Origin of the sequence: Bradyrhizobium diazoefficiens (assembly GCF_016616235.1) — a bacterium.
GTDB classification, from domain to species: Bacteria; Pseudomonadota; Alphaproteobacteria; order Rhizobiales; family Xanthobacteraceae; genus Bradyrhizobium; species Bradyrhizobium diazoefficiens_H.
The window spans coordinates 6,846,416-6,870,772 of sequence record NZ_CP067100.1 but is presented as its reverse complement, the minus strand read 5'-3'; the positions used below and the strand labels follow the sequence as shown (position 1 = coordinate 6,870,772).

Here is a 24,357-nt window from a genome sequence, read left to right as displayed (position 1 = left end):
TCCCGCGAGCCGGATCGGCGGCGGCGACGCGTATCCACGTCCGGCGCGCTCGTCGGGCCTCCAGCCCGGCTGTCGCGAGAGTCATGGGTTACGATGACTTAAAATGATTTCGCCGACCCGATCATTTCCGTTTAGACGGCTTTGATCGGTCGCTTCGCGCGTCTTCGTCAGGAACTACCAATTCAACGTGGCTGACGCCTAACGTGCTGGCGAGCTCAAAAAGGGTTACGACAGTTGGGTTACGACGGCCGCGCTCCAGGTCACTGATATATTGCTGAGTGAAGCCGGACATTTCGGCGAATTTCTCCTGCGTGAAGCGCTTCTGCTTCCGCAGTCTTGCGAAATTCCGGCCGACCAGCTTGCGCATGTCCATCAGCGCAAGTTGCGTCTTTACATACTATGAGGTTTATCTCCTATAGTATGTATTTCGAGCGGCTCGCTGGTCGGCTAAGTCCCAATGGGGCTAAAATGAGACGTCGGGACAATCTCTGCTGCTAGGGAGATTAGAATCGTTCGCTGTTTATTGGGGTGGTCATGACAAAACCGCAGCTAGATCCTGACGTCGCGGATGTCGCGCCGAACGAGCTGGCGCTGACCGCCTATGACGAACAGCATGTTGTCACGTACATTCGCCTTCTGCAGGCGGAGGGTCAGGGAGCGGACTGGCGGGAGGTGGCTCGTATCGTCCTCCATATCGACCCGGAGCGAGAGCCGGACCGTGCGCTGAACGCTTACCAGAGTCATCTTGCGCGCGCCAAATGGGTGACCGAGCAGGGGCGCCTCTTACGCGGTGCCGGCTCAAAATAGACGAAAATCGCTGACGGGAGACTTGCAGCCAAAGCTATTTTCTCCGGCTAACCGGCGGTCATTCTCATGCACCACGTGGTGCCAAACTAGAGGCTTCCTACAACCGCTTCGTTCATAACTATTGCGCCGCAATCCTTGTTGGCTGCGTGCAATGGGACGGAAGCAATGCCTGAATTCGACTGGCGATCGCCAGATTCGTTCAAGAGCCTGGAGAATGCTGAGATCACTCACATCGCCTGGGAAGGGCTTCGTATGAACGTGGACTATCAACGCGACTACGAAGCGATGATTGCGAATAGCCCAGATGGCGAAGTGAGCGAGGAATTCAGGAGGAGGTGGGGTATCTGCTTTCGCCCATGACCCGCAAAAGTCCTCCAAAGATCAGGTCATTTTTTGGACACCTGAGGTTCTAGCGTCCGTTGTCCCCCTGACAACCGCGCCGCCCGATTCTCACAAATCAGCATCTCAGCCGCTGCTAGACTTTGCTGCCGGAGAGGTATGCCGCGCCGCCGACGGTTGGCATGCGGTGCTGCACATCGGCTCGGTGGAGCATCGCATCTGGTCGAAACAGCCGCTGACGTCAGGCGCCCGCTATGCAGCCGAGTTACCGCTCAATAGCAGTTTCGAGGCGCGGGCGCACGCGGCCACGCGGTTATGGCGCGCGATGAATGGGCGCGCGCCAGGACCTGCCTTCCACCGCATCTCGAAACAGCGGCGCGAACGCTTGTGCGCGGCTCTTCGCGCAGTCGCCGCGCATTTCGCCGGCGCGACCTATCGCAGCATCGCAGAGGCTCTGTTCGGCGAAAAGCGCATCCCCGAGCGTGCCTGGAAAACAGACCATCTGCGCAGCCGAATCATCCGCCTCGTAAAAAGCGGTCTGGCGTTCGTTCGCGGGGGCTATCGCAAACTTCTGGGACCCAAGCGCAGGGACGAGTAGCGCCGTCCCAGGGGGTGCCGAAAATCACCCCCTCAATATTCGGCATCCCCCTCCGAGATCGTGCTTCTCCATGATGACCGCACACACGCCGATGCCGCCACCCGCGGTGCGTTGTCCTCCTGGAGTTCTCAAATGCCCGATCCGATGGCCGGTCTTCCCCCGCGCTTCCTGCGTACACCTGAGGCCGCGCGCTATCTTGGCCTGTCCGGTCGCACCCTCGAGAAGCACCGCACGTACGGTACTGGACCGACGTATCGGAAGATTGGCGGGCGTGTCGTCTACGCCGTCGATGACCTGAAGGCGTGGGCCGACCGGGGCGCCAAGACGTCGACCTCCGATCCCGGGAAGGGGACCGTGCTGCCGGCCAAGAAGCATCCCGCGCTGCGCCCGTATGCGGGCCAGGAACGTCGCTGAAGGCCGCGTTAGAGCAACGACCATGCGACGCAAGCACCATTCCGAGCGAGAGCAGCTTGAGCTCTTTCGGGCATTGCCCGGTGATCTTGCGCCCCGCGACGCGCAGGATCTGATGGCTTATCCGTTCTTTTCGCTGGCAAAGACGAAGCGGATCGTACCGATCGATTTCCGTGCCGGTGCGATCGCAATTCGTGTCGAAGCCGTGCCGGAACATGGCATGGCGACTATCTGGGATGCAGACGTTTTGATCTGGGCCGCTTCGCAGATCGTCGAAGCCCGTGACGCCGGCTCCAAGACGTCGCGGCTGATGGCTGCAACGCCTTACGAAATCTTGACGTTTGTTGGCCGCGGCACCAGCGCGCGTGATTATGATCGGCTGAAAGCTGGTCTCGACAGACTTCAGTCAACGACCGTGCTGACGTCGATCCGACAGCCGGCAGAACGGCGGCGGCATCGCTTCTCCTGGATCAACGAGTGGAAGGAGACGGCCGATGCAAATGGTCGTCCATTTGGCCTCGAGCTAATCCTGCCGGATTGGTTCTACGCTGGCGTCATCGATGACGCGCTCGTGCTCACGATCGATCGCGCGTATTTCGATCTGACGGGCGGACTTGAGCGCTGGCTCTACCGGCTCGTGCGCAAGCACGGTGGTCGTCAGGACGGCGGCTGGAGCTTTGACCTTGTGCACCTGCATGCCAAGTCCGGCATCCTCTCTCCGCTCAAGCACTTTGCGTACGACGTACGTCAGATTGTCCAGCGCCAGACATTGCCCGGCTATCAGCTCGCGCTCACGCGCGATCCGAACGGCACCCAGCGGCTGAACTTCGCGCCGAGGCCTGCCGATCCCTTAACGGCACGCCTGCGCCGGCGCGGTCTCGTCTCAAATTCGGAGGACAACCTGTGAATCAGCTCGTGCTATCGGGGACCGCAACCCTCGTGCTATCGGGGACCCGATCCTCGTGCTATCGGGGACCGGAATCGCGCTTAAGAGCTTGTTTCTTCGCGATTTCCGGCTGCTCTAACTTTACTAACCAGAAATCCCTCGGATTTCTTCTAACGGACCGAGCTGGAAACCGCATCGGAGGCTACTGGCAACCGCAGGCCGTCAATCCTCCTTGTCGGCAGAAGCCGTACAGGCGCTTCACCGTCGCCCAAGCTTACGGCTCCTCATTCCGGTCTCCAGGAGCGGCGGCATGAGCGATCTCACCGAAGTGGAAGTGCTGTGGCTCGAGAAGCGCATCGAAAACCGCATTCGGTTCGGTCGCATCGTCAAGGAACGGAAGCTTGATCGCCACCGGCGCGTCCTGTCATTCGCGCCAGGCAGCATCTTTGGTTTCGTTCGCTGGACGTCCAATGACTTTGGAACGGTCATTTCCCGGATCGACATCCTGCGCGCGGTCGCGCCTGGACAGCGCTGCTCGACCGTCCCTTATGTGACACCCGGCGGAGAGATTCTGCTGCGTCTGTCCGGCTGGCCGAAGGTCGAGCGAGTGCTGCAAATGACCGATGCCGTTGAGGCACTCGGCATCGATCCTGCCGACGTCGCGCCGGATCATTGGCATCACGTTCATAACCGTTTGTCCGTCAACGAAAACCCGCGTCCATATACGAAAGCGAGACACCAGGCGTGGCTTCAGCGGCAAAGGACCATGCGATGACAAGTCCGTGGAAGACCTTGGCAATGATGTTCGCCAGCGCTGCTGCCCTTCTCGCACCGACGGTTCTCGACCTGACACCACTCTTCGTCTGGAATGCATCTGAGAGCGTGCCGATCGGGCTGTATCGTTTGCAGCCTGCGGAAAAGCTGTTCGTGACCGAATTGCTCGCCATTCAGCCGCCGGAGCCGCTTGCAACCTTCCTCGACGTGGGCGGCTATCTGCCGGCCGGGATACCGATGCTCAAACGCGTCCTGGCGCTTCCGGGGCAGACCGTCTGCAGAACCGGGCTCGCAGTGACCGTCGACGCGATCGAAATGGGCGAGGCACGAGATCGCGATGGCCGCGGCCGTCCCCTGCCGAAATGGCAAGGGTGCCGCGTCGTTGGCGAGGACGAACTCTTTGTCATGAACTGGCAGTCCGCCGACTCGCTGGACGGAAGATATTTCGGCTTTCTGCCGGCATCCGCCGTCCTTGGGCGAGCGCTCCCCGTGTGGACCTGGGAGGACTGACGTGCACGTGTTAGGACTCCGATCTTCCATTCCGCTGTTCGGCCGAATGTTGCATCATTCCTCCGTCCCGGCCAACCATCGCGGAACCGTCGCGCGCAGGGCCGGTCCAAAGCCTGCCCCGGACGTTGTCCGCGGGCGGCCGATGGGCCGGCGCCACGCGACCTTACCCGGGAGGAGCACGAACACGGCGGCATGCTGGCGTTCGGTCGGGACCGGCATTTGCGTTGTTGTCGTGTGGTTCTTGGCGCTGACGGTGGGTGACGCCGCTGCCTCCGCCGCGACACGATCCGCAGAGCACATGGCGGGATTTCGTACTCACGACCGGTTTGCGGAGTTCATTGACGAGGCCTCGCGTCGCTTCGGCGTACCGGCGTACTGGATACGCGCAGTCTTGGAGCTCGAAAGCGCTGGAGGTGTGCGGGCCAAGTCCCCGAAAGGTGCCATGGGGCTGATGCAGATCATGCCGGAAACGTGGGCCGAACTACGTCTGCGATACGGTCTTGGCAATGATCCCTACGATCCTCACGACAACATTCTTGCTGGTTCGGGGTATCTGCGCGAGCTGCACGACCGTTACGGTTCGCCGGGTTTCCTGGCGGCCTACAATGCCGGACCTGCTCGCTACGAAGAGCATCTCGCTGGCCGGCCATTGCCGATTGAAACTCTCGCCTACTTGGACAAGCTCGCGCCAAGGATCGGCGGCGACATGTCGGTTTCCAGGGCCATCGCCAACTTGCGGCCGTCGGCAGCGACGCTCTTTGCCGTGCTCTCCGAAACCTCAGAAAACTTCGCCTCGTCGCCGCCCCGCCGTGTGCCAGATCGCGGACCGATCGCAGTCTTCGGCCACGCCATTTCGGCCATTGCGCCCACGGCGATGGGGCTGTTCGTCACGAGATCTGATGCGGAAGTTCGGCGATGAGCGAACGCGTTAGCTCTCATACATTGGCGTACCCTGGAGAAGAATGGACGGTAGGGCGAGGGCAGGGGGAAGGCACGACGTATGCGTCCGTGGGCTGCACATGACGTCGGGCCTTGACGAGCCTAGCGGCCCCGGGAGGCAATGGGCCGAGTCGGCGAGCTTCTACTCTTTGCGGCGCTCAGCTATGGCCGCTTCCGCCTTCGCGATCACTGCTTCGGCGCGCTCTATCGCGGCGCGGAATTCCTCGCTCTTCCAAGTATCGACCGAATGGCCGTCGTCGAACGACTCGTCTGTGGCGTCTTGCGCACGCGAGACCAACTCACGAAGCGCCGCAATGGCCTCGGCGAACAGCTTGGCGTCCGCTCCGTTTCGGGAAGACTGCGTCACCTCTATAACCCCATCACATCGCAATTTTGGACCGCCATGCAGTATCGTTACAAACGACGACAGTTGCAATTGCCCGCTCGTCATCGCTGTCAAGCGGGATTCAGCTGCGCCGTCCTTAGCACTAGTCTTAGCACTAGCGGGCGGGCACCCGGATGAAGGTGCGTCCGCCAGTCGATTTCGACCTCGTTGGCGTCGATCAAATCGCGCCATCGCCTCAGGGTGTGCTGCGATATGCCATGTGCGCGGGCATAGGCTTGCATGCTCAGACCGCACGACTTGTCGCTTCAACGTGCATCGCCCAGAACGCTTGAACGGCTCTGCAGCAGAGGTCCTTCGACACTGGAGTCCGCTTCTTGCGGAGCCGCTCCCGACGTTCCTCACGACGCAATTCCGCACGTGTCTTCAACGTCTCAGCGTGGACCAGGGTTTGCTACTAAAGGACCCTCGCTCACGCGGGCAAGAGTTCGCGAAGGAGTGCGATAATGACGGGCAGATGCCATATGGGCGATGCCTTCGGCCCGCGCTCTCCTCGTCGCTTCGCTCCTCACCGAGCCACCCTACGGGTGTCTCGGCCCTTCGGGTAACGATCGCTATCGCAAACGCTCGGAAACAGTGGGGGCTTCGCAGGTCAACTGCCAAGCCGCGGCGGCTCTTTCGCAATCAATCGGCCACCAGCCGACGTGTTCGGGCCGGCGCTATTCGAGGATCTACCTCAATGACCCGAACTGCATTTTGTCGCAAATCGCCGCGAGTACCGAGAGTCTGTTGGCTTGGAAGCAGCGACCGGGAGAACACGAGTAAGCGTCCGGCCGCTGCACTTCGGTCAGCTCTTGACAGAATCTCTGGCTTTCCACGCCCACGGCAGCAATTCATCGAGGCGGTTGATCGGATGGCCATCGACCATGCGGGACAGCACGTCATGGAGATAGGCGTAGGGCTCGACGTCGTTAAGTTTGCAGGTCTCAATCAAGGAACAGAGAACTGCCCATCGATGACCTCCGCCGTCGCTGCCCGCGAAGAGATGATTTTTTCTTCCGAGAACAACCGGTCGGATCGCCCGTTCGACCGGGTTCGTATCAAGTTCTACGCGGCCATCGTCGAGGAAGCGGGTAAGGGCTGGCCAACGGGCGACGGTGTAGCGTATGGCATCCGCGATCGTGGAACGCTCAGGCACAAGCGCAAATTGTCGATCGAGCCATATCCGCAGATCATCGACAATCCGTTTCGATCGTTGCCGCCGTGCCGCCAGCCGAAAGGGTGGCGACTGGCCGCGGATTTCCTTTTCGATTGCGTAAAGTTCGCCGATCCGACGCAGCCCGTCTTGGGCAATAGGAGATCCTGTGTTGATCAGCACATCATAAAAATAGCGCCTTGCATGTGCCCAGCAGCCAGCGAGGATAACATCCTTGCGCGCGGCCAGCTTCTCGAAGCCGGGATAGCCGTCGACATGCAGAACGCCGCTGAAGTGCTCAAGATGCGAGGCCGGACGCTCGGCTTTGCGGTCCGGCGCGAACAAATAGACCGCAGCCGGCGGCTCCGGTCCACCCCAGGGGCGTTGCTCGCGGGCGTAGACCCACAGCCGTCCTGTCTTGGTGCGTCCGCGGCCTGGATCGAGGACCGGCACCGTCGTGTCATCGGCAAAGAGATGGTCCGACGCGAACACGTTGCTGGCCAGGCGTTCGTGCAACACCTCGAGCCACCAGCAGGCGCCGCCAACCCATCCAGCGAGCGTCGAACGAGGCAGATCGATGCCGTGGCGGGCGAAGATCTGCGACTGCCGATACAGCGGCGTGTGATCGCAATATTTGCTGACCAGCACCTGGGCAAGCAGCGCCGGCGTCGCCACGCCGCCGGCAATCAGTCGGTCTGGAGCTGGCGCTTGCACGACCGTCTCGCAGGTCCGGCAGGCGTACTTGGGACGGCTGGTGCGGATGACGCGCAGCTGCGCTGGTATCCAGTCCAGCATCTCGCTGACGCTTTCACCGATGATATGCAGCGCGCCCCCGCAGCAGACGCAGGTCGCGTTGTCGATATCGAGCCGCACATCCTCGCGCGGCAGATGATCGGGCAGCGGCTTGCGATGGGAAGATCGTTCAGTGTGTTGCTTCTCGACCCGAGAACGGCCCTCTTCGCGCGCGAGATCGCCGTCGAGATCTTCAAGCCCGAGCGCAAGCTGGTCGGGATCGAGGCGCTCGGAACGGCGGCCGAACTGCGCGCGCTGCAACTTCTTGATGATCGATTTCAGACGCTCGATCTCGCTGTCGCGATTCCCGATCTTAGCCGCGATATCGCGAACCAAGCGATGCAGAAGCTCTGTATCTGTCGGGAGATTATTGAGATCGAGCTGCATGTCCGAATCTACTCGAACACGCTGATTCGAAGAAGCAACTTCGTCTTATTTTACGCTGGTTTTTGCGATTCAGCCTGCAAGAAGCGGGCGCCAGAAACGCTCGGGTGCGCGCCAGTCGATGCCCTCGATCAACATCGCGAGTTGTGCCGGTGTCAGCGTCACTGTGCCGCCAGGCTCCGCCGCGCGTGGCCACATGAACGTCGCACGGTCGATACGTTTGGTGAACAGACACAGCCCAGTACCATCCCAAAACAGAATCTTCAGGAGCGAGGCATTCTTCCCGCGGAAGACGAACAGATGGCCCGAGAAGGGATCCTTCTTGAGGTGTTCCTGGATCAACGTCGCAAGTCCGTCGAGACCCTTGCGCATGTCGGTATGGCCAAGCGCGAGATGCACCTTCACACCTGCCGGAACTGCGATCATGATGCCTTCTCCCTCTCGGCGAACTGCCGCTTCACCTCCGCCGGACTGCTGCCCGCTTGCGCAAAGACGCGCCGTCCGTCATCCAGTGCGATCGCCGTCATCCCGTCCGGCGGCTTGACGAGATCGCGCAAGGCCGTGAGTGCCGCCGGCTCATTCGCCGCGCCATCGGCGAGCGTCACCGTTGCGAGTTGCGGTGCCTTGCGAGCGGTCAAACCGAACTCGACCCGCCAGCGGAAGAGCAGGCTGGTGGCGATGCCATGGCGGCGGCAGACCTCCGCCACGGCAACCCCCGGCTTCTCCGTCTCCTGCACCATCGCCCGCTTCTGCTCGTCGCTGAAGCGGCGCCGGCTCGACCGCCCATCCACCGCCTGCGGTGTCAAGCGGTATTTGCGCCGTGCGCAATTAGCAGCGCTGCTTAATTGAGCCCGGGCACTCGGATGAAGCAACGATCGCCAGTCCATTTCGCCGCCGGATTCTTCCAGCCGATCGCGCCAAATGCGCAACGCGTGAGGCGAAAGACCGAGTGCCGCGGCGTACTCGGCATGTCCCATGCCGCTCCAGTTCATCGCCTCGACATGCATGCCCCAGAACGCCCGAAGGGCAATCGGTTTGCTGTCCGTGCGCACGCTGTAGCGATAGCGCGGCGGCCTTTTGCGTCGCTTCGACGGACCTTTCTTGCCCTGCCGTTCAAGCTCTTTGCTGCGCAATTTCCGCAAGTATTCCACGCGTTTGCGCAGATCCTCCGCGCTCACCAGATGGCGCATCCACCGTTCGAATGTCGTGATCGAAAGCTTGCGCCGGCGGCAATATTCCTCCGCGTCCTGATGGCCGCGATACCAGGTCGCAACGTGTGTCGACCAATACGGATTGTTCGCTTTTGCCCAGGAACGGCGAGGCGCCATCGGAGATTCTCCACGCAGCAGAGAACCTGAAATGGAACGAGAACAAAATATCGGAAAGATGTGCAGGATTCGGACGCTTACGACAACGACGGCAGGACGGCGAGATAAAAGGGGCTCGCCGGTCGAACCGCAAGCCATTGGCATGGCTTGGGTCCTGGCGTGCCGGTCGGTCGGGGCGCGTGCCGCGCCGTGCGTTTTCATGAATGCAATCAATAACAATGTCGGCACTGTGGCTGCTTTCGATGGCTCGGAGGCCTGGCAGTGAGCAATGGCGACAGCGATCTGCGGATTCGGCCCGGGCGCATACGCAGCACCCGGGCTCCCAAGCCGAAGAGCTTCATCAATCAATTGCTGCGGGCCGCGAAGAAAGCCGGACACTCCTCGGCTCACGTTGGTGGCAGGCGTTCTTCCGCGGGCTATGGGCGCTCGACGTTTGGCCGCGGCCGGCTCGCTTTTGGCCGCAGCCGGCTGTTCAGCCCGACACGGCGCGTCGTGGTGAAGGCGCGCGTCGTACGTCACAAGGGACGTTCATTCCGCTCGGCGGCGCTGACCGCGCATCTTTCATACCTGAAGCGCGACGGCGTGACGCGGAGCGGCGAGCGAGCCGAGATGTTCGATGCCGCCAGCGATCGTGCTGATGGCGCGGCCTTCGCGGAACGGTGCCACGACGACCGTCATCATTTCCGGTTCATCGTCTCGCCCGAGGACGCCGGCGACATGACCGACCTCAGGGCCTTCACCCGCGACCTCGCCAAACAGATGGAGACCGATCTTGGCACGCAGCTCGATTGGGTGGCCGTCGATCACTGGAACACGGACAATCCTCACGTCCATCTTCTCGTTCGGGGCGTCGATAAGGAAGGAGCCGATCTCGTGATCTCGCGCGACTACATCAGTCGGGGTCTGCGCTCACGCGCCGAAGAGCTGGCTGCTATCGAGCTGGGTCCGAAACCGGAGCATGAGATTCGAAGTGCACTGGAGAGGGAAGTCACCGCAGAGCGGTGGACGCGGCTCGATCGGGAGATTCGGCTGTCAGCCGACGAAACCGGCTATGTCGATCTTCGCCCTGAGAATCCGCGCAGCTCCGATCCCGAAATCCGGCGCCTGATGGTCGGCCGCCTTCAGCATCTGGAGAAGATGGGCCTTGCTGCGTCAGCTGCGCCAGGGGAGTGGATGGTCGGGCTCGAGGCGGAACGTCATCTCCGCGACCTCGGCATGCGCGGCGACATCATCAAGACTATGCATCGCGCCTTTACCGAGCGTGGGGAGGCGCGCGGCGTGTCCGACTACGTCATCGAAGGTGGACAGCCAAGCTCCCAGATCATCGGGCGCCTGGTCGATCGAGGATTGCATGACGAGCTGACCGGCGAGGCCTACGCCGTGATCGACGGAACAGACGGGCGCGCGCATCATGTCCGCTTCCGCGGGATCGAAGCGTTCGAACCTGCGCCATCCGTCGGCGGTATTGTCGAGGTCCGGCGCTTCGGTCCAGCCGATGATCCGCGCCCGACATTGGTCCTTGCGACCCGTTCGGATCTCGATCTTGGTGAGCAGGTCACCGCGAAAGGCGCCACCTGGCTCGACCACCGGCTTGTTGAATCCAACCCCATGCCGCTCGCCATGGGCGGCTTTGGTCGCCAGACGCGCGACGCTCTCGAAGCTCGCACCGAGCATCTGGTACGGGAGGGTCTGGCGGTACGGGAGGGTCTGGCGGTACGGCAGGGCCAGCGCATCACCTTCCAGCGTGATCTCCTGAATACGTTGCGTCGACACGAGCTGGACGAGGTGGCAGCAAGAATCTCGGCGGCGACCGGCCTGCCTCACGTGAAGGGCGCCACCGGCGAGCACGTGGCGGGGACGTATCGTCAGCGCTTGACGCTCGCCTCGGGGCGTTTTGCCATGATCGACGACGGGCTCGGATTTCAGCTGGTGCCCTGGTCGCGCGAGCTCGAGAAAAGGTTGGGCCAGCACGTTGCCGGCACCATGAAGGAGGGCGGCGGGATCGAATGGAGCTTCGGCCGGAAGCGCGACCTCGGCCTGTAGCGATCTTGTCGCCGCCACCGCGAGGCTGATTGCGGTTTGCACGCCATCTCAAGATCACGGACCAGCCTGGCTGGTGATCTCCTATGGTTTCAACGCGGCGCCCTTTGAGCCTGTTCGAAAAATGCAGCTTCGTCTGCTGGAGGAGCGTTACCGCCTGGAACGCTCGACCCCATCCGCAAGCCAACGATTCCGTGTTGATGAAGCGAGCACAATCTACGGCGCTTCACCGGCGACTGAGGTGATGACGTGAGGTCGCTCCATGCATCCACGTCCGCGTTGATCAGGGGGCGACTCCGTGGTGGCATCAAATGTTAGCGAAGCGTCTCAACGACGCGTTTCGCGCGCGTTGCGTCGCGCCGCTATAGACACCAATCATGGCCCGCCGCAGCTCTCGGCAACGAGCCATTGCTTCCTCAATGTGCACTGGGGGCACCCCCCATCGCGGCAGCTTCCATCCACGAATCCCTCGACATAAGCGTGGCTGTTCGGCCAAGGAATTTTTCCGAGCCTCGTCAGCTTATCGACAGCCAAGCCTCATAAGTCAGCACGCATCTGTTCATACTAACGCGGTTTGCTTGATCTCTCCTTGATCTGGTGGCGGATAATGGAATGGATTCCTTTACAATACCAAACGAGTCAGCGACCCCGTGCGGGCGTACTGTGCCTGGCTGCAACTGCCCGCCGAACGAATGTGCATCGTGTTCGGCATCTGGTGGCAAGCCGCTTCTTGATCACCCGCAACACCATTCGACGATAATCACCCTCCACGCTGACAGCTATCGGCTGTTCCGGCGCATTTTCCTGATTTGGCGAAAGAGGCGACATTAATGGACGCAGGGCGGACCCAACGGGACATTGGCATCACTCCCGAAGCTTCCGAGCGCCCCCACCGGCAAGGTTGCCTGTGCGGTCTCGCTCGGACCGCAGCGGAGTGGGTCGGAGCATTGACCAGAGCGCGGGCCTCTGATGCCGGAGAGCCGTCGTCGGACCAACTCCTGGAGGGCTGGGCTGCCGAAGCGGGCCAGCGCGAACACGAAGACCGGCAAGAGGCAGTCAGACGAATGAGAGCTTTGCAGGAGGCGACAGCCAATGCGGGGGTGCCGCAGTCGCTGGAGATTTCGGTGCTGTCTTTGACTAGCTTGCCCGCTGTGCTCCCCACCGGACTCTGTCTCCGGGGTCTACACGTCGGATTCAATCGGCTGGACAGTCTGCCCGATAACCTTCCGGCGACGCTTCGAGAGCTCAATGCCAACGGCAACCGGCTGACCAGTTTGCCCAACTCACTTCCGCCAACGCTTCGGGAGCTCGACGCCAGCGACAACCGTCTTAGCAGCTTGCCCGACCTCCCGGCCGGGATTCGGCGCCTGAACGTCGATGACAATCAGCTGGACAGCCTGCCCGATAACCTTCCGGCGACGCTTGAAGAACTCAACGCCCGCAGCAACCGGCTGAGTAGTTTGCCCGAGACCCTCCCGGCTGGACTCCGGCAGCTCGATGCTGCCCGCAATCGGCTAACCGCGCTGCCCGCCCGCCTCCCAAGCGAGCTCAGTTTCCTTAGCGTCAGCGCTAACGAGCTGACCAGTCTGCCCAACACCTTCCCGGCTGGACTTGTGACTCTCTACGCCGACCACAACCAGCTGACCAGCCTGCCTGAGACACTGCTGACACAGTTCCGCTCTGAGGGCACCATTGATCTGGACGAGAATCCGCTGCCCGATCGGGTCCGGACCAATCTGGCCGCAGTCATCAATGCTGCGGACTATGACGGCCCCCAGGTCTACTTCTCTATGGGCCAAGGAGTGGCGCACGGTCAGGCGCGGCCCCTGGCCGAGGCCGTCGCGGACTGGCTTGACGATGAACCGGCCGCCGTGGCCGCGTGGCAGAGCTTCGCTGCTGAGCCGGGTGCCCAGGAATACTCACGCTTCCTCGACCGGCTGCGGGACACTGTGAGCTATGGCAATGACGTGTTCCGGCAGACGGTAGCAGAGGATCTGCGGCAAACGGCGACCAGGCCGCGGTTGCGCGAGCAGTACTTTCAGCTGGCCATCGGAGCGAGTGAGAGCTGCGAGGATCGCATCACTTTGACCTGGAACGACATGCAGACCGCACGCCTGAATGCTGACGTGGAGGACGGGGCCTATGATGAGCGGCTCGACAAGCTGCTGCAGCAGGGCCGCGTCATGTTCCGCCTGGACGCGTTGCAGGAGATTGCCCGCGACAAGGTCAGATCGCTCCGCTTCGTCGACGAGATCGAGGTCTATCTCGCCTATCAGGTCAAGCTGCGCGAGCCGCTTCAGCTGCGGCACATCGCTCCGGACATGCGCTATTTCGCCGTCTCCCACGTCACCGAGCGCGACATTGCCGCGGCCGAGACTTCGGTGCGAAACCAGGAGGCGACGGGATTCGCGGACTATCTGGCGACCCGCTGGCAACCCTGGGAGACGGTGGTGAGCCGCATCGCGCCCCAGGCCTATGCAGCAATGCAGGAGCGGCTCCTCGATGCGATGGGCACGGAGTTCGACAGCCGCCTGGCGCAACGGCTTGCCGAGAATGGCTTGACCGGCGACGCCGATGCCGAGCGGATGCTCGGCGCCCAGATCAGCAAGGAAATCGCCTGCGAGATCAAGGGCGCGCTCATGCATCAGGTGCTCGCAGACCGCGGCCTCGCGCTGTGAAGCGGGCTCTTTGGGAGACGCCGGCGAGGCTCGACCCTGCTCTGGTTGTTTACGTACCCCACCTTGCGCGGGGTACTCGACTCGACGATGGCTGCATGAACAGAACTGACTTGATCCGACTCCGTCGGATTTGCGGCCGGATAAAGACGACGAAACGGCTCGTGATTCAATGATAGGCCCCCCGCGGCGCATCAGCGCCAGCATGGGAAGCTAGTGCAGGCGCGTCGCCGCCGCGTAAGCGCATTTATGTGAGAGATGCTCCCCGCACTTCCCTAGCTTTCAATTGCTCACAAGTGCGCTTCACAATTCCACGCTCTCGATCGAAAACCTTGCAATGGATGAATCTCTTGTGATTCATTGCTTGGCTTCCTGAAGAGCAGCGAGGTGCTTCACGCGTTCGAACAGCGTATCAGCATTTCATTCAGTATACCCGATCGAAGCCGGGATCACGGTGATCGTACGCTCCAGCATTGGACTGAGCGTGAGATAATGATTGATCTTGTGATCTTAAGGATACCGCAGAGTGCTCCCACCCGCGGGCGAACACAAAGCCCGATCCCGTGCGCCGGAATGCGATTGGGGTCGCTCCCGTTTGCCAACCTGCGCTTTCCTCATCAATGATGCTCTTCCGTCACCATATGTCCGATCGATGGAGTTGCGTCCTTGTGTCGCGTAGGCGTCGCTGGCAATGATTCTCTCGGTCAGTTCGTTGATGGCTCGCGTCCCTACTCGAATGGGCTGATCAGAGGCGAGGGACGACCAAAGGCCTCGATCGCCTTACCGCAACGGCTGTGCCCGCGCCTTTTCCCCTGCCCCCCAGAAGAGGCATCCTCGCGGCACAGGAAGAAACAGCATCGTTGGGCGAGGAGTCGATCTTGGACTACATGACGCTGGCGAGGCGTACGCCCTGATCGACGCGATGGACAGTCGCGCGCAACAGCTTCGCTTCCGTGGAATCGAGGGCGTTCGAACCTGCCCCTTCCGCCGGCAGAATCGTCGAACTCCGATCGTCAATTTTCGAAAGGTGCTCGGGATGTCCGGAACCAAAATCCTGTGGGGACAGGTGATTGTCGTCGGCCTGATCGTCTTGCTGGCGATCTGGGGAGCGACCGAGTGGACGGCCTGGCGGCTCGCCTATCAGCCGGAGCTAGGACGGCCATGGTTCGAGCTGTCGGGCATCAAGATCTATTACCCGCCCGTCTTCTTCTGGTGGTGGTTCGTCTACGACGCCTATGCCCCTCAGGTCTTTGTCGAGGGTGCATTCATCGTGGCCTCGGGGACCTTCGTTTCAATCGCGGTCGCGATCGGCATGTCGGTGTGGCGGGCGCGCGAGGCCAAGAATGTCCAGACCTACGGCTCGGCGCGGTGGGCCGATGCGCGGGAGGTGCAGGCGGCCGGACTTTTGGGTGGGGACGGGGTCGTGCTTGGCAGGTTGGCGCAGGATTACCTGCGCCACAACGGACCGGAGCATGTGCTCTGCTTTGCGCCGACCCGGTCCGGCAAGGGCGTTGGCCTTGTTGTTCCTTCCCTCCTGACGTGGCCAGACTCGGCCATCGTGCACGACATCAAGGGCGAGAACTGGCAGCTCACGGCCGGGTTTCGGTCCCGACATGGCCGGGTGTTGCTGTTCGATCCGACCAATCCAAAATCGTCTGCCTACAACCCCTTTCTCGAGGTACGCCGCGGCGAATGGGAGGTTCGGGACGTCCAGAATGTTGCGGACGTGCTGGTCGATCCGGAAGGGTCGCTCGACAAGCGGAATCACTGGGAGAAGACCAGCCACTCGCTGCTTGTTGGTGCCATCCTGCACGTCCTCTATGCAGAACCCGACAAGACGCTCGCCGGGGTCGCGGCCTTTTTGTCGGACCCGAAGCGCCCGATCGAGGTCACGCTGAAGGCAATGATGACAAGCTCGCACCTTGGTGAGCAGGGCCCACATCCGGTTGTCGCCTCAACCGCGCGAGAACTGTTGAACAAGTCGGAAAACGAGCGTTCTGGCGTGCTCTCGACCGCGATGTCGTTTCTTGGACTCTATCGGGATCCGGTGGTGGCGCAGGTCACGAGCCGATGCGACTGGCGGATCTCGGACCTGATTGCCGATGCTCGCCCGACGACGCTCTATCTTGTCGTGCCTCCGTCCGACATCTCCCGGACGAAGCCGCTCATACGTCTCGTGCTCAATCAAATCGGCCGTCGCATCACCGAAGATCTCCAAGCCAAGAACCGCCGCCACCGTGTCCTGATGATGCTGGACGAGTTCCCGGCTCTGGGGCGTCTGGATTTTTTCGAGTCGGCGCTCGCGTTCATGGCCGGATACGGGATCAAGGCCTTCCTGATCGCGCAGTCGTTGAACCAGATCGAGAAGGCGTACGGGCCCAACAATGCGATTTTGGACAATTGCCATGTCCGCGTGAGCTTCGCAACAAACGACGAGCGGACCGCAAGACGCGTTTCGGACGCGCTTGGGACTGCGACCGAGATGCGAGCCATGAAGAACTATGCCGGTCATCGGCTGAACCCGTGGCTTGGCCATCTGATGGTCTCGCGGCAGGAGACCGCACGCGCCTTGCTCACACCCGGCGAGGTGATGCAGCTTCCTCCCGCCGACGAAATCGTGATGGTGGCCGGGACGGCGCCAATCCGAGCCAAGAAGGTGCGCTACTACGACGACAGGCGCTTTGCCGAGCGCATTCTCTCACCGCCAGAGCCGGCCAGACTGGGGCGGTCTTCCCGCGAAGATAGTTGGTCAAACCTCAAGCTCCCCGTGCGGAATGATTCAACGGTCCAGACCGGAGGGGCCGAAACCGATGCCGCCAACAGCGGTCTGCGCCGCGAACCCGAGCTTCCTGACCACGTCGCGATCGTCAAAGAGACAACCGATGTGACGCCGGCAGAAGAGTTCGCCGTGCTAGACGACGACGATGACGCCGTGCGTCAAGCCCGGCTTCTTCGCCAGCAGATGCGGGGCGTGGCCCGCCAGGCGGCGCTTGACCCGAACGACGGCATTGATCTCTGAGGTCCCATGCGCAACCGCATGAACGTGTATTTCCCGCCGGAGCTTCTGAAGCAGATCTCCGACCTTGCCGATCGCAAAAACATCTCGCGATCGGCCATCGTCGAGGCGGCCGTCATCTCGTTTCTGTCGCCGGATGGAGTCGATCGCAAAGAGGCGGCGTTCGCCCGCCGTCTCGACCGGTTGTCCCGGCAAGTGCAGCGGCTTGAGCGGGATGTCGGGCTGACGGCCGAGACGTTGGCTCTGTTTGTTCGGTTTTGGCTGACGATCACGCCTCCCTTGCCGAACGAAGCCCAGGCCGCCGCTCAGATCAAAGGACGTGAGCGCTTTGAAGGCTTCGTCGAGACATTGGGCCGCCGGCTGCAAAAGGGCCAAAGCTTCTTGCGGGAGATTCCGGACGATATCGTTCGTGAAGCGCCCGAGGAGTCCAGCAACTGATTGCGCCGGCCTTGCTGGCTGCTCCGGCCTTTCTCTTTCTACGCCAGACTACGATGGAGATGATCGCCTGGTTGCAGGAAGGTCATTGGTGGTTTTTCTAATGATCCCCATCCGAGGGCGCTGTTTTAGCCCTCGATCGGTGGGGGCAAGCAGTGGCAATCCATTCTCTTCAGTCGGAGGCGATCTCGCGCGGCGCGCGGATGCTCCGCAGCGCGCTGGGGCTCGCTATCGCGCGCTACCTCGAAGACGATGCGATCGTCGAGGTGATGCTGAACCCTGACGGCCGATTGTGGGTCGACCGGCTCTCCAGCGGATTGACTGACACAGGTGAACAATTATCGGCCGCCGATGGCGAGCGCATCATTCGCCTGGTGGCGCATCATGTCGGGGCCGAGGTCCACGCCGCCGCGCCCCGTATTTCTGCCGAACTACCCGAGACCGGAGAGCGGTTTGAAGGCCTGTTGCCGCCTGTCGTCACGGCACCAGCATTCGCCATTCGCAAGCCCGCCGTCGCGGTCTTCACGCTCGACGACTATGCCAGGGTAGGCATCATGACGGCCGATCACGCCACGGCACTGCGCCAGGCCGTGGCCTCGCGCAAAAACATCCTGGTCGCTGGCGGTACATCAACGGGCAAGACCACGCTCACAAATGCATTGCTTGCTGAGGTCGCGAAGACCAGTGACCGGGTCGTGCTGATCGAGGACACCCGCGAGTTGCAATGCAAAGCGCCGAATCTGGTCGCGCTGCGTACCAAGGATGGCGTGGTCTCGCTCTCGGATCTCGTGCGCTCCTCACTTCGGCTGCGTCCGGACCGCATTCCCATTGGCGAGGTGCGGGGCGCTGAGGCTCTTGATCTGCTCAAGGCGTGGGGCACCGGTCACCCCGGCGGGATCGGCACCATCCATGCGGGCACTGCACTCGGCGCTCTACGCCGGCTCGAGCAGCTTATCCAGGAAGCCGTGATGACCGTGCCGCGCGCCCTGATCGCCGAAACCATCAACGTCGTTGCGGTCCTGTCCGGGCGCGGTGCCGAGCGCCGGCTTGCCGCACTCGCGCGCGTCAACGGCCTCGGAGCGGCGGGGGATTACAGCCTTTCACCAGCAGGAGACTTCACATGAGCAACCGAAACATGAGCCATCGAAACCGAGTGCCGTATTGGAGCGTTTCCATCGCGCTACTCGGTGCGGTCCTGTTCATGAGTCCGCCCGCCTGGGCCGCCGGCTCCAACATGCCCTGGGAGCAGCCGCTCAATCAGATCCTGCAGTCGGTTGAAGGACCGGTCGCCAAAATCATCGCAGTCATCATCATCGTCGTCACGGGCCTGACGCTCGCATTCGGCGATAGCTCGGGCGGCTTTCGCAGGCTGATTCAGATCGTGTTCGGGCTTTCGATTGCGTTTGCAGCCTCGAGCTTCTTCTTGTCGTTTTTCTCATTCGGCGGCGGGGTGGTGGTGTGATGGACGAGCCTGTCGCAGGATTTATCGCGCCGGTGCATCGGGCGCTGACGGAGCCGATCCTGATGGGCGGAGCACCCCGGTCGGTCGCCATCGTTAACGGCACGCTCGCCGCAGCCCTTGGGCTCGGACTGCGCTTGTGGATCGCCGGTCTCCTGCTCTGGGCCATTGGTCACGCGGCAGCTGTCTGGGCTGCCAAGCGAGACCCCACATTCGTCGAAGTGGTGCGCCGTCACCTGCGCGTCCCAGCCCATCTCAACATCTAGAGCTCCCCCATGATGAATCTCGCGGAATACCGCCGATCGAGCACGCGGCTTGCCGATTTCCTGCCGTGGGCGGCTCTGGTCGACGCGGGCATCATCCTGAACAAGGACGGCTCGTTTCAGCGAACGGCCAGATTCCGCGGACCGGATCTGGACAGCGCGGTCCCGGCCGAACTCGTGGCCGTGGCCGGTCGTCTCAACAACGCTCTGCGCCGCCTGGGATCCGGCTGGGCCGTCTTCGTGGAGGCGCAGCGCCATTCCGCAGGAGCGTATCCGCCGGACACATTTCCGGACGTTGCATCGGCGCTGGTTGATGCCGAGCGCCGCGCGCAGTTTGAAGAAGAGGGCGCCCATTACGACTCGAGCTATTACCTGACTTTCGTCTACCTGCCGCCGGCGGAGGATGCGGCGAGGGCGGAGCGGCTTCTTTATGAAGGCGGCAGTCGCACGCCAAGTGCCGACGCGCGCGAAGTTCTCAGCGGCTTTGCCGACCGAACCGACCGCGTGCTGCAGCTTATCGAGGGCTTTATGCCCGAATGCGCCTGGCTCGGCGACGAGGCGACGCTGACCTACCTGCATTCGACGATCTCAATCAAACGGCATCGGGTTCGTGTGCCCGAGATTCCCATGTATCTCGACGCATTGCTCGCCGACCAGCCCTTGACCGGTGGTCTCGAGCCGATGTTGGGCGCGGCACATCTGCGCGTTCTGACCATCGTCGGGTTTCCGACAGCGACCACGCCCGGAATTCTCGATGACCTCAATCGTCTCGCTTTCCCGTACCGCTGGTCGACCCGGGCGATCATGCTCGACAAGACGGATGCGACAAAGCTCCTGACGAAAATCCGGCGCCAGTGGTTCGCCAAGCGGAAGTCGATTGCTGCGATCCTGAAGGAGGTGATGACCAACGAGGCCTCCTCGCTTCTCGATACCGACGCCCACAACAAGGCGATGGATGCGGACGCGGCGCTCCTGGAGCTAGGTTCGGACCAGATCGGAGAGGCGTTCGTGACGGCGAGCGTTACCGTTTGGGGACGAGATGCGCGCTCGGCCGACGAGAGATTGCGGCTCGTCGAGAAGGTCATTCAGGGGCGCGACTTCACCTGCATGATCGAGACGGTGAATGCCGTCGAAGCGTGGCTCGGCAGCCTGCCTGGACACGTCTACGCCAACATCCGGCAACCGCCCATTTCGACCCTCAACCTTGCGCACATGATTCCGCTGTCGGCCGTCTGGTCCGGCGAGGCGCGAGATCATCATTTCAAGGCTCCGCCCCTGCTTTTTGGCAAGACAGAAGGGTCAACTCCCTTCCGTTTCGCGCTTCATGTCGGGGACGTCGGACACACGCTTGTGGTTGGTCCGACCGGGGCCGGCAAGTCGGTCCTGCTGGCGCTGATGGCGCTCCAGTTCCGCCGGTATCCCCAGTCTCAGGTGTTCGCCTTTGATTTTGGAGGCTCAATCCGAGCGGCAGCCCTCGCGATGGGTGGCGATTGGCACGACCTCGGCGGCGCGCTGTCGCAAGATGCGTCCGAGCCGGTCGCGTTGCAGCCATTGGCCTGGATCGACGATACGGCGGAACGGGCCTGGGCCACGGACTGGGTCGCCTCGATCCTTGCCCGCGAGAAGATCGAAATCACGCCGGAGGCAAAGGATCATCTATGGTCGGCGCTGACCTCCCTTGCTTCAGCGCGCCTGCCGGAGCGGACCCTGACAGGGCTGTCCGTTCTGCTCCAGTCGACGACCCTGAAACGCGCTTTGCAACCCTATTGCCTCGGTGGACCCTATGGCCGGCTGCTCGATGCAGAATTCGAGCGAATTGGCGAGGCGTCGGTTCAGGCGTTCGAAACCGAAGGACTGATTGGAACGGGCGCGGCACCCGCGGTGCTGGCCTATCTGTTCCACCGCATTGGCGACCGCCTCGACGGCAGGCCGACGCTCATGATCGTCGACGAAGGCTGGCTTGCGCTTGATGATGCGGATTTTGCCGGCCAGCTGCGCGAATGGTTGAAGACGCTGCGCAAGAAGAACGCGTCTGTGGTGTTCGCCACACAGTCTTTGTCGGACATCGATGGATCTGACATCGCTCCTGCCATCATTGAGAGCTGCCCGACTCGATTGCTTCTGCCGAATGAGCGGGCGATCGAGCCTCAGATCACCGCGATCTACCGCCGCTTTGGGCTCAACGATCGCCAGATCGAGCTCTTGAGCCGCGCGACGCCGAAACGGGACTATTACTGCCAGTCCCGCCGCGGCAACCGCATGTTCGAGCTCGGGCTCGGTGAAGTCGCGCTCGCCTTTGCGGCTGCATCCTCCAAGACGGACCAGGCCGCGATCGATCGATTGGTCACAGAGCACGGGCGCGAGGCCTTTGTGCCTGCTTGGCTCCAGCACCGCGGAGCCGGTTGGGCCGTGGACCTTATTCCCAATCTTGGCAATCTGGAGAAATCGCAATGAGCCCTCGTCGTCTCGCTCTGGCGATCAGCATCGTTGCTGTCTCGCTGCTGGCAACCGCGCCCAGCGGGGCGCAATGGATCGTCTTTGATCCCAACAACTACGTCCAGAATGTCCTGACCGCAGCACGAGAGCTGCAGCAGATCAACAATCAGATCACCTCGTTGCAGAACGAGGCGCAAATGTTGATCAACCAGGCGAAGAACCTCGCAAGCCTGCCATATACCTCGCTGCAGCAGCTCCAGAGCTCCATTCAGCGCACCCAGCAGCTTCTCAACCAGGCCCAGCGCATCGCCTATGACGTGCAGCAGATCGATCGGGCCTTTGCCACGAGCTACGGACCGGCAACCAGCAGCCAATCCGATTCAGCGTTAATCGCAGGTGCGCAATCGCGCTGGCAGAATTCGGTCGCGGCGTTTCAGGACGCGCTTCGTGTGCAAGCCGGCGTTGTCGGAAATCTCGACACAAACCGTGTTCAGACCTCAGCACTGGTGAGCTCAAGCCAGGGTGCAAGCGGGGCCCTGCAGGCCACGCAAGCCGGCAACCAGATCCTGGCACTACAGGCAGCGCAGCTCGCCGACTTGACCGCGACCGTGGCGGCGCAGGGCAGAGCTCAATCGCTCGAATCCGCCCGGCGCGCCGCGGCTCAGGACCAAGCGCGCGAGCAGCTTCGGCGCTTTCTGACGAGCGGCCAGGGTTATCAATCCTCCAGCGTGCAGATGTTTCATTGATGAGCGATCAAAAGGCATTCCAGGCAGTGTCGCTCGCTGTCACGGTGATTGGCGGAGCGGCACTCATCGTCGCATGCACGATCCAGCTACGCGGCCCGGACAAAGTCATCGGTTCGACGCCATCGAGCATAACGGCCACCCGGCCCATGGAATCCGATCTCACCCGCTGCCGTACCGTGACGTCAGAGCATTCTCCGGCGTATCGGGATTGCCAGAGGATCTGGGCGGAGAACCGGCGCCGGTTCTTCCGTCCAGGCGTGAGCTCGATTAGTCCCGCAGCCAACGATCGAGCCGGCTCCCCGGTGCTGTCAGCGCCGAAAGATCAGAGCCGAATGCCCCAAGGCGATCCCTCCGTCGCGTCGCCTGAGGGAGGTAATCAATGACGGGCACGGGAATTATCGATCAGTTCCTCGAGACCTTCACCCGCTACATCGACAATGGCTTTGGGCTTCTTGGCGGCGAGGTGGGTTATCTTGCGACAACGCTGGCTGCGATCGACATCACCCTGGCCGCCCTGTTCTGGAGCTGGGGCACGGATGAGGACATCGTCGCGCGGCTCGTCAAGAAAACCCTGTTCGTCGCTGTCTTCGCCTACCTGATCGGTAATTGGAATCATCTCGCCCGTATCGTCTTCGAAAGCTTCGCCGGTCTCGGATTGAAGGCCTCAGGAACAGGCCTTTCGGCAGGCGATTTCGTTCACCCTGGAAAAATCGCACAAGTCGGACTCGATGCCGGCCGGCCGATCCTGGATTCGATCTCAAACCTGATGGGTTACATCAGTTTTTTTGAGAACTTTGTCCAGATCGTTGTCCTGCTGTTCGCCTGGGCCGTCGTCCTGCTCGCCTTCTTCGTTCTGGCAATCCAGCTTTTCGTCACCCTGATCGAGTTCAAGCTGACGACCCTGGCAGGTTTCGTGCTGCTTCCGTTCGGCCTGTTCGGCAAGACGGCGTTTGCGGCCGAACGCGTCCTCGGCAATGTCGTGTCGTCCGGCATCAAGGTGCTCGTGCTGGCCGTGATCGTCGGTATCGGCTCGACCTTGTTTTCCCAGTTCACCTCCGGCTTCCATGGCGGTCAGCCGACGATCGAAGATGCCATGACTCTGGTTTTGGCCGCATTGTCGCTTTTGGGTCTTGGAATCTTTGGACCCGGAATCGCGAACGGACTGGTATCCGGTGGTCCCCAGCTCGGAGCGGGCAGCGCGGTCGGTACCGGATTTGCGGCCGGCGGGATGGCTGCAGCAGGAGCCGGTCTGGCTGCCGGCGGTGTCGGCCTCGCCGGCGGAGCGATCGCAGGTGCGGCGCGGGGCGGCAGCGCGATCGCAAGCGGCGCGGCGGCCGCCTACCGGAGCGGCGGCATCGGTGGTGTTGCCGAGGCTGCTGCTTCCGCTTCTGTCAGTCCGCTCCGCAGAGCCTCCACGGCGATCCATCGCGGCAGCCAGTCGACCGGCACGACCTCTGCCAGTTCGGGGGAAGGTCCGCCGGATTGGGCGCGGCGCATGAAGCGCGCGCAGACAATCAGCCATGGAGTTTCGGCGGCAAGTCATGCCGTTCGGTCGGGAGACCATGGGGGAAGTGGCAGCTCGATCGATCTGTCCGACGGAGGGCGCTAGATGTCAAAGTGCCCGTTTGCTGAGAAGCCGCACGAACACGACCACAGGACTGACCAGCCAAGTTCAAGCGCGCGCCCTGGGCGGCGCGCCTGGCATGGCCCGGCGTGGCAAGCTCTGGTGCTGGCTTCTCAAGCACTCTCGTTGAGCCTTACGCCCGCGCTTCTCTGGCAGGCCATGCATGAGCAGTCCACATCAATGAGAGCGCCACTGCACGAGAGGCAACAAGTGTTCGAGATGCCGACCATGCAGGATCGGCGGGACGCCCTCGTTACGCTGCCGCTCGGGCATTTGCTGCCTGACCTCCGCGGTTTGTGCTCAAGCGTTCGCCGACGGCAGTGCAGGGCCTGCCGTGTCTCGCGCTGCCTTTGCGTG

Annotated in this window: 24 protein-coding genes; 19 read left to right on the top strand and 5 right to left on the bottom strand. The window is 62.1% G+C overall.

Features of this window, described 5'->3' with window-relative positions; translation table 11 throughout:
- Positions 1–121: 121 nt before the first annotated feature.
- Positions 122–373, bottom strand: a complete 252-nt coding sequence (locus JJB99_RS32390; RefSeq protein WP_200298271.1) for a helix-turn-helix domain-containing protein — start codon at positions 371–373, stop codon at positions 122–124.
- Positions 374–534: 161 nt separating this feature from the next.
- Here JJB99_RS32390 and JJB99_RS32385 point away from each other — a divergent pair, with 161 nt between their 5' ends.
- The 8 genes from JJB99_RS32385 (at position 535) to JJB99_RS32350 (ending at position 5,244) form a co-directional block, all read left to right on the top strand.
- On the top strand, positions 535–807 hold the full coding sequence (locus JJB99_RS32385; protein WP_200496188.1) for a DUF2285 domain-containing protein: 273 nt from the start codon (positions 535–537) through the stop codon (positions 805–807).
- A gap of 165 nt (positions 808–972) precedes the next feature.
- Positions 973–1,167, top strand: a complete 195-nt coding sequence (locus JJB99_RS32380) for a transcriptional regulator domain-containing protein (protein WP_200298273.1) — start codon at positions 973–975, stop codon at positions 1,165–1,167.
- A gap of 166 nt (positions 1,168–1,333) precedes the next feature.
- Complete coding sequence (locus JJB99_RS32375; protein WP_200496187.1) at positions 1,334–1,744, top strand: DUF2285 domain-containing protein; 411 nt, start codon at positions 1,334–1,336, stop codon at positions 1,742–1,744.
- Positions 1,745–1,876: 132 nt separating this feature from the next.
- Positions 1,877–2,158, top strand: coding sequence for a helix-turn-helix transcriptional regulator (locus JJB99_RS32370; protein ID WP_008561544.1), 282 nt, complete (start codon positions 1,877–1,879; stop codon positions 2,156–2,158).
- Between the two features lie 22 nt (positions 2,159–2,180).
- Positions 2,181–3,062, top strand: a complete 882-nt coding sequence (locus tag JJB99_RS32365; RefSeq protein ID WP_200496186.1) for a replication initiator protein A — start codon at positions 2,181–2,183, stop codon at positions 3,060–3,062.
- Between the two features lie 289 nt (positions 3,063–3,351).
- A complete protein-coding gene (locus tag JJB99_RS32360; RefSeq protein WP_200496185.1) occupies positions 3,352–3,816 on the top strand; it encodes a DUF2840 domain-containing protein in 465 nt (154 codons plus the stop codon).
- Positions 3,813–4,325: a S26 family signal peptidase gene (locus tag JJB99_RS32355; RefSeq protein WP_200500403.1), complete on the top strand. Its 513-nt coding sequence runs from the start codon at positions 3,813–3,815 to the stop codon at positions 4,323–4,325. The genes JJB99_RS32360 and JJB99_RS32355 overlap by 4 nt, the downstream gene beginning before the upstream one ends.
- Positions 4,326–4,467: 142 nt before the next feature.
- Complete coding sequence (locus JJB99_RS32350; protein ID WP_200496184.1) at positions 4,468–5,244, top strand: lytic transglycosylase domain-containing protein; 777 nt, start codon at positions 4,468–4,470, stop codon at positions 5,242–5,244.
- A 162-nt stretch (positions 5,245–5,406) separates the two neighbouring features.
- Here JJB99_RS32350 and JJB99_RS32345 read toward each other — a convergent pair whose 3' ends face one another.
- From JJB99_RS32345 to JJB99_RS36550, 4 genes are all read right to left on the bottom strand, one after another.
- Positions 5,407–5,715, bottom strand: coding sequence for a hypothetical protein (locus JJB99_RS32345; RefSeq protein WP_246775350.1), 309 nt, complete (start codon positions 5,713–5,715; stop codon positions 5,407–5,409).
- A 739-nt stretch (positions 5,716–6,454) separates the two neighbouring features.
- Entirely contained in the window at positions 6,455–7,981 is a 1,527-nt protein-coding gene (tnpC, locus tag JJB99_RS32340; protein WP_200496183.1) for an IS66 family transposase, read from the bottom strand.
- 69 nt (positions 7,982–8,050) lie between these two features.
- Positions 8,051–8,404 carry an IS66 family insertion sequence element accessory protein TnpB gene (gene tnpB / locus JJB99_RS32335; RefSeq protein ID WP_128956991.1) on the bottom strand — a complete coding sequence of 118 codons (354 nt, stop codon included), beginning with the start codon at positions 8,402–8,404 and terminating at the stop codon, positions 8,051–8,053.
- A complete protein-coding gene (locus JJB99_RS36550) occupies positions 8,401–9,684 on the bottom strand; it encodes a transposase (protein ID WP_246775070.1) in 1,284 nt (427 codons plus the stop codon). Before JJB99_RS36550 ends, tnpB begins: the two co-directional genes overlap by 4 nt.
- Here JJB99_RS36550 and JJB99_RS32325 point away from each other — a divergent pair.
- The 11 genes from JJB99_RS32325 (at position 9,568) to trbL (ending at position 23,985) form a co-directional block, all read left to right on the top strand.
- A complete protein-coding gene (locus JJB99_RS32325; protein WP_200496182.1) occupies positions 9,568–11,349 on the top strand; it encodes a relaxase/mobilization nuclease domain-containing protein in 1,782 nt (593 codons plus the stop codon). The two genes, JJB99_RS36550 and JJB99_RS32325, sit on opposite strands and share 117 nt — an antisense overlap.
- Positions 11,350–12,176: 827 nt before the next feature.
- Positions 12,177–14,024: an NEL-type E3 ubiquitin ligase domain-containing protein gene (locus JJB99_RS32320; protein WP_200496181.1), complete on the top strand. Its 1,848-nt coding sequence runs from the start codon at positions 12,177–12,179 to the stop codon at positions 14,022–14,024.
- Between the two features lie 1,033 nt (positions 14,025–15,057).
- The gene (locus JJB99_RS32315) at positions 15,058–17,040 is read left to right on the top strand and encodes a conjugal transfer protein TraG (protein ID WP_200496180.1); all 1,983 of its coding nucleotides are present in this window, start codon (positions 15,058–15,060) and stop codon (positions 17,038–17,040) included.
- Positions 17,041–17,046: 6 nt separating this feature from the next.
- Positions 17,047–17,475 carry a CopG family transcriptional regulator gene (locus JJB99_RS32310; RefSeq protein WP_200496179.1) on the top strand — a complete coding sequence of 143 codons (429 nt, stop codon included), beginning with the start codon at positions 17,047–17,049 and terminating at the stop codon, positions 17,473–17,475.
- 200 nt (positions 17,476–17,675) lie between these two features.
- Positions 17,676–18,596 carry a P-type conjugative transfer ATPase TrbB gene (gene trbB, locus JJB99_RS32305; protein ID WP_433995741.1) on the top strand — a complete coding sequence of 307 codons (921 nt, stop codon included), beginning with the start codon at positions 17,676–17,678 and terminating at the stop codon, positions 18,594–18,596.
- A 77-nt stretch (positions 18,597–18,673) separates the two neighbouring features.
- Complete coding sequence (locus JJB99_RS32300) at positions 18,674–18,934, top strand: TrbC/VirB2 family protein (RefSeq protein WP_246752404.1); 261 nt, start codon at positions 18,674–18,676, stop codon at positions 18,932–18,934.
- Positions 18,934–19,197, top strand: a complete 264-nt coding sequence (locus tag JJB99_RS32295) for a VirB3 family type IV secretion system protein (protein ID WP_200496177.1) — start codon at positions 18,934–18,936, stop codon at positions 19,195–19,197. The genes JJB99_RS32300 and JJB99_RS32295 overlap by 1 nt, the downstream gene beginning before the upstream one ends.
- 9 nt (positions 19,198–19,206) lie before the next feature.
- Positions 19,207–21,648 carry a conjugal transfer protein TrbE gene (trbE, locus tag JJB99_RS32290; protein ID WP_200496176.1) on the top strand — a complete coding sequence of 814 codons (2,442 nt, stop codon included), beginning with the start codon at positions 19,207–19,209 and terminating at the stop codon, positions 21,646–21,648.
- Positions 21,645–22,376 carry a P-type conjugative transfer protein TrbJ gene (gene trbJ / locus JJB99_RS32285; protein ID WP_200500399.1) on the top strand — a complete coding sequence of 244 codons (732 nt, stop codon included), beginning with the start codon at positions 21,645–21,647 and terminating at the stop codon, positions 22,374–22,376. The genes trbE and trbJ overlap by 4 nt, the downstream gene beginning before the upstream one ends.
- Positions 22,376–22,759, top strand: a complete 384-nt coding sequence (gene trbK-alt, locus JJB99_RS37060) for a putative entry exclusion protein TrbK-alt (protein WP_200496175.1) — start codon at positions 22,376–22,378, stop codon at positions 22,757–22,759. Before trbJ ends, trbK-alt begins: the two co-directional genes overlap by 1 nt.
- On the top strand, positions 22,756–23,985 hold the full coding sequence (trbL, locus tag JJB99_RS32275; RefSeq protein WP_200496174.1) for a P-type conjugative transfer protein TrbL: 1,230 nt from the start codon (positions 22,756–22,758) through the stop codon (positions 23,983–23,985). The genes trbK-alt and trbL overlap by 4 nt, the downstream gene beginning before the upstream one ends.
- Positions 23,986–24,357 lie beyond the last annotated feature (372 nt).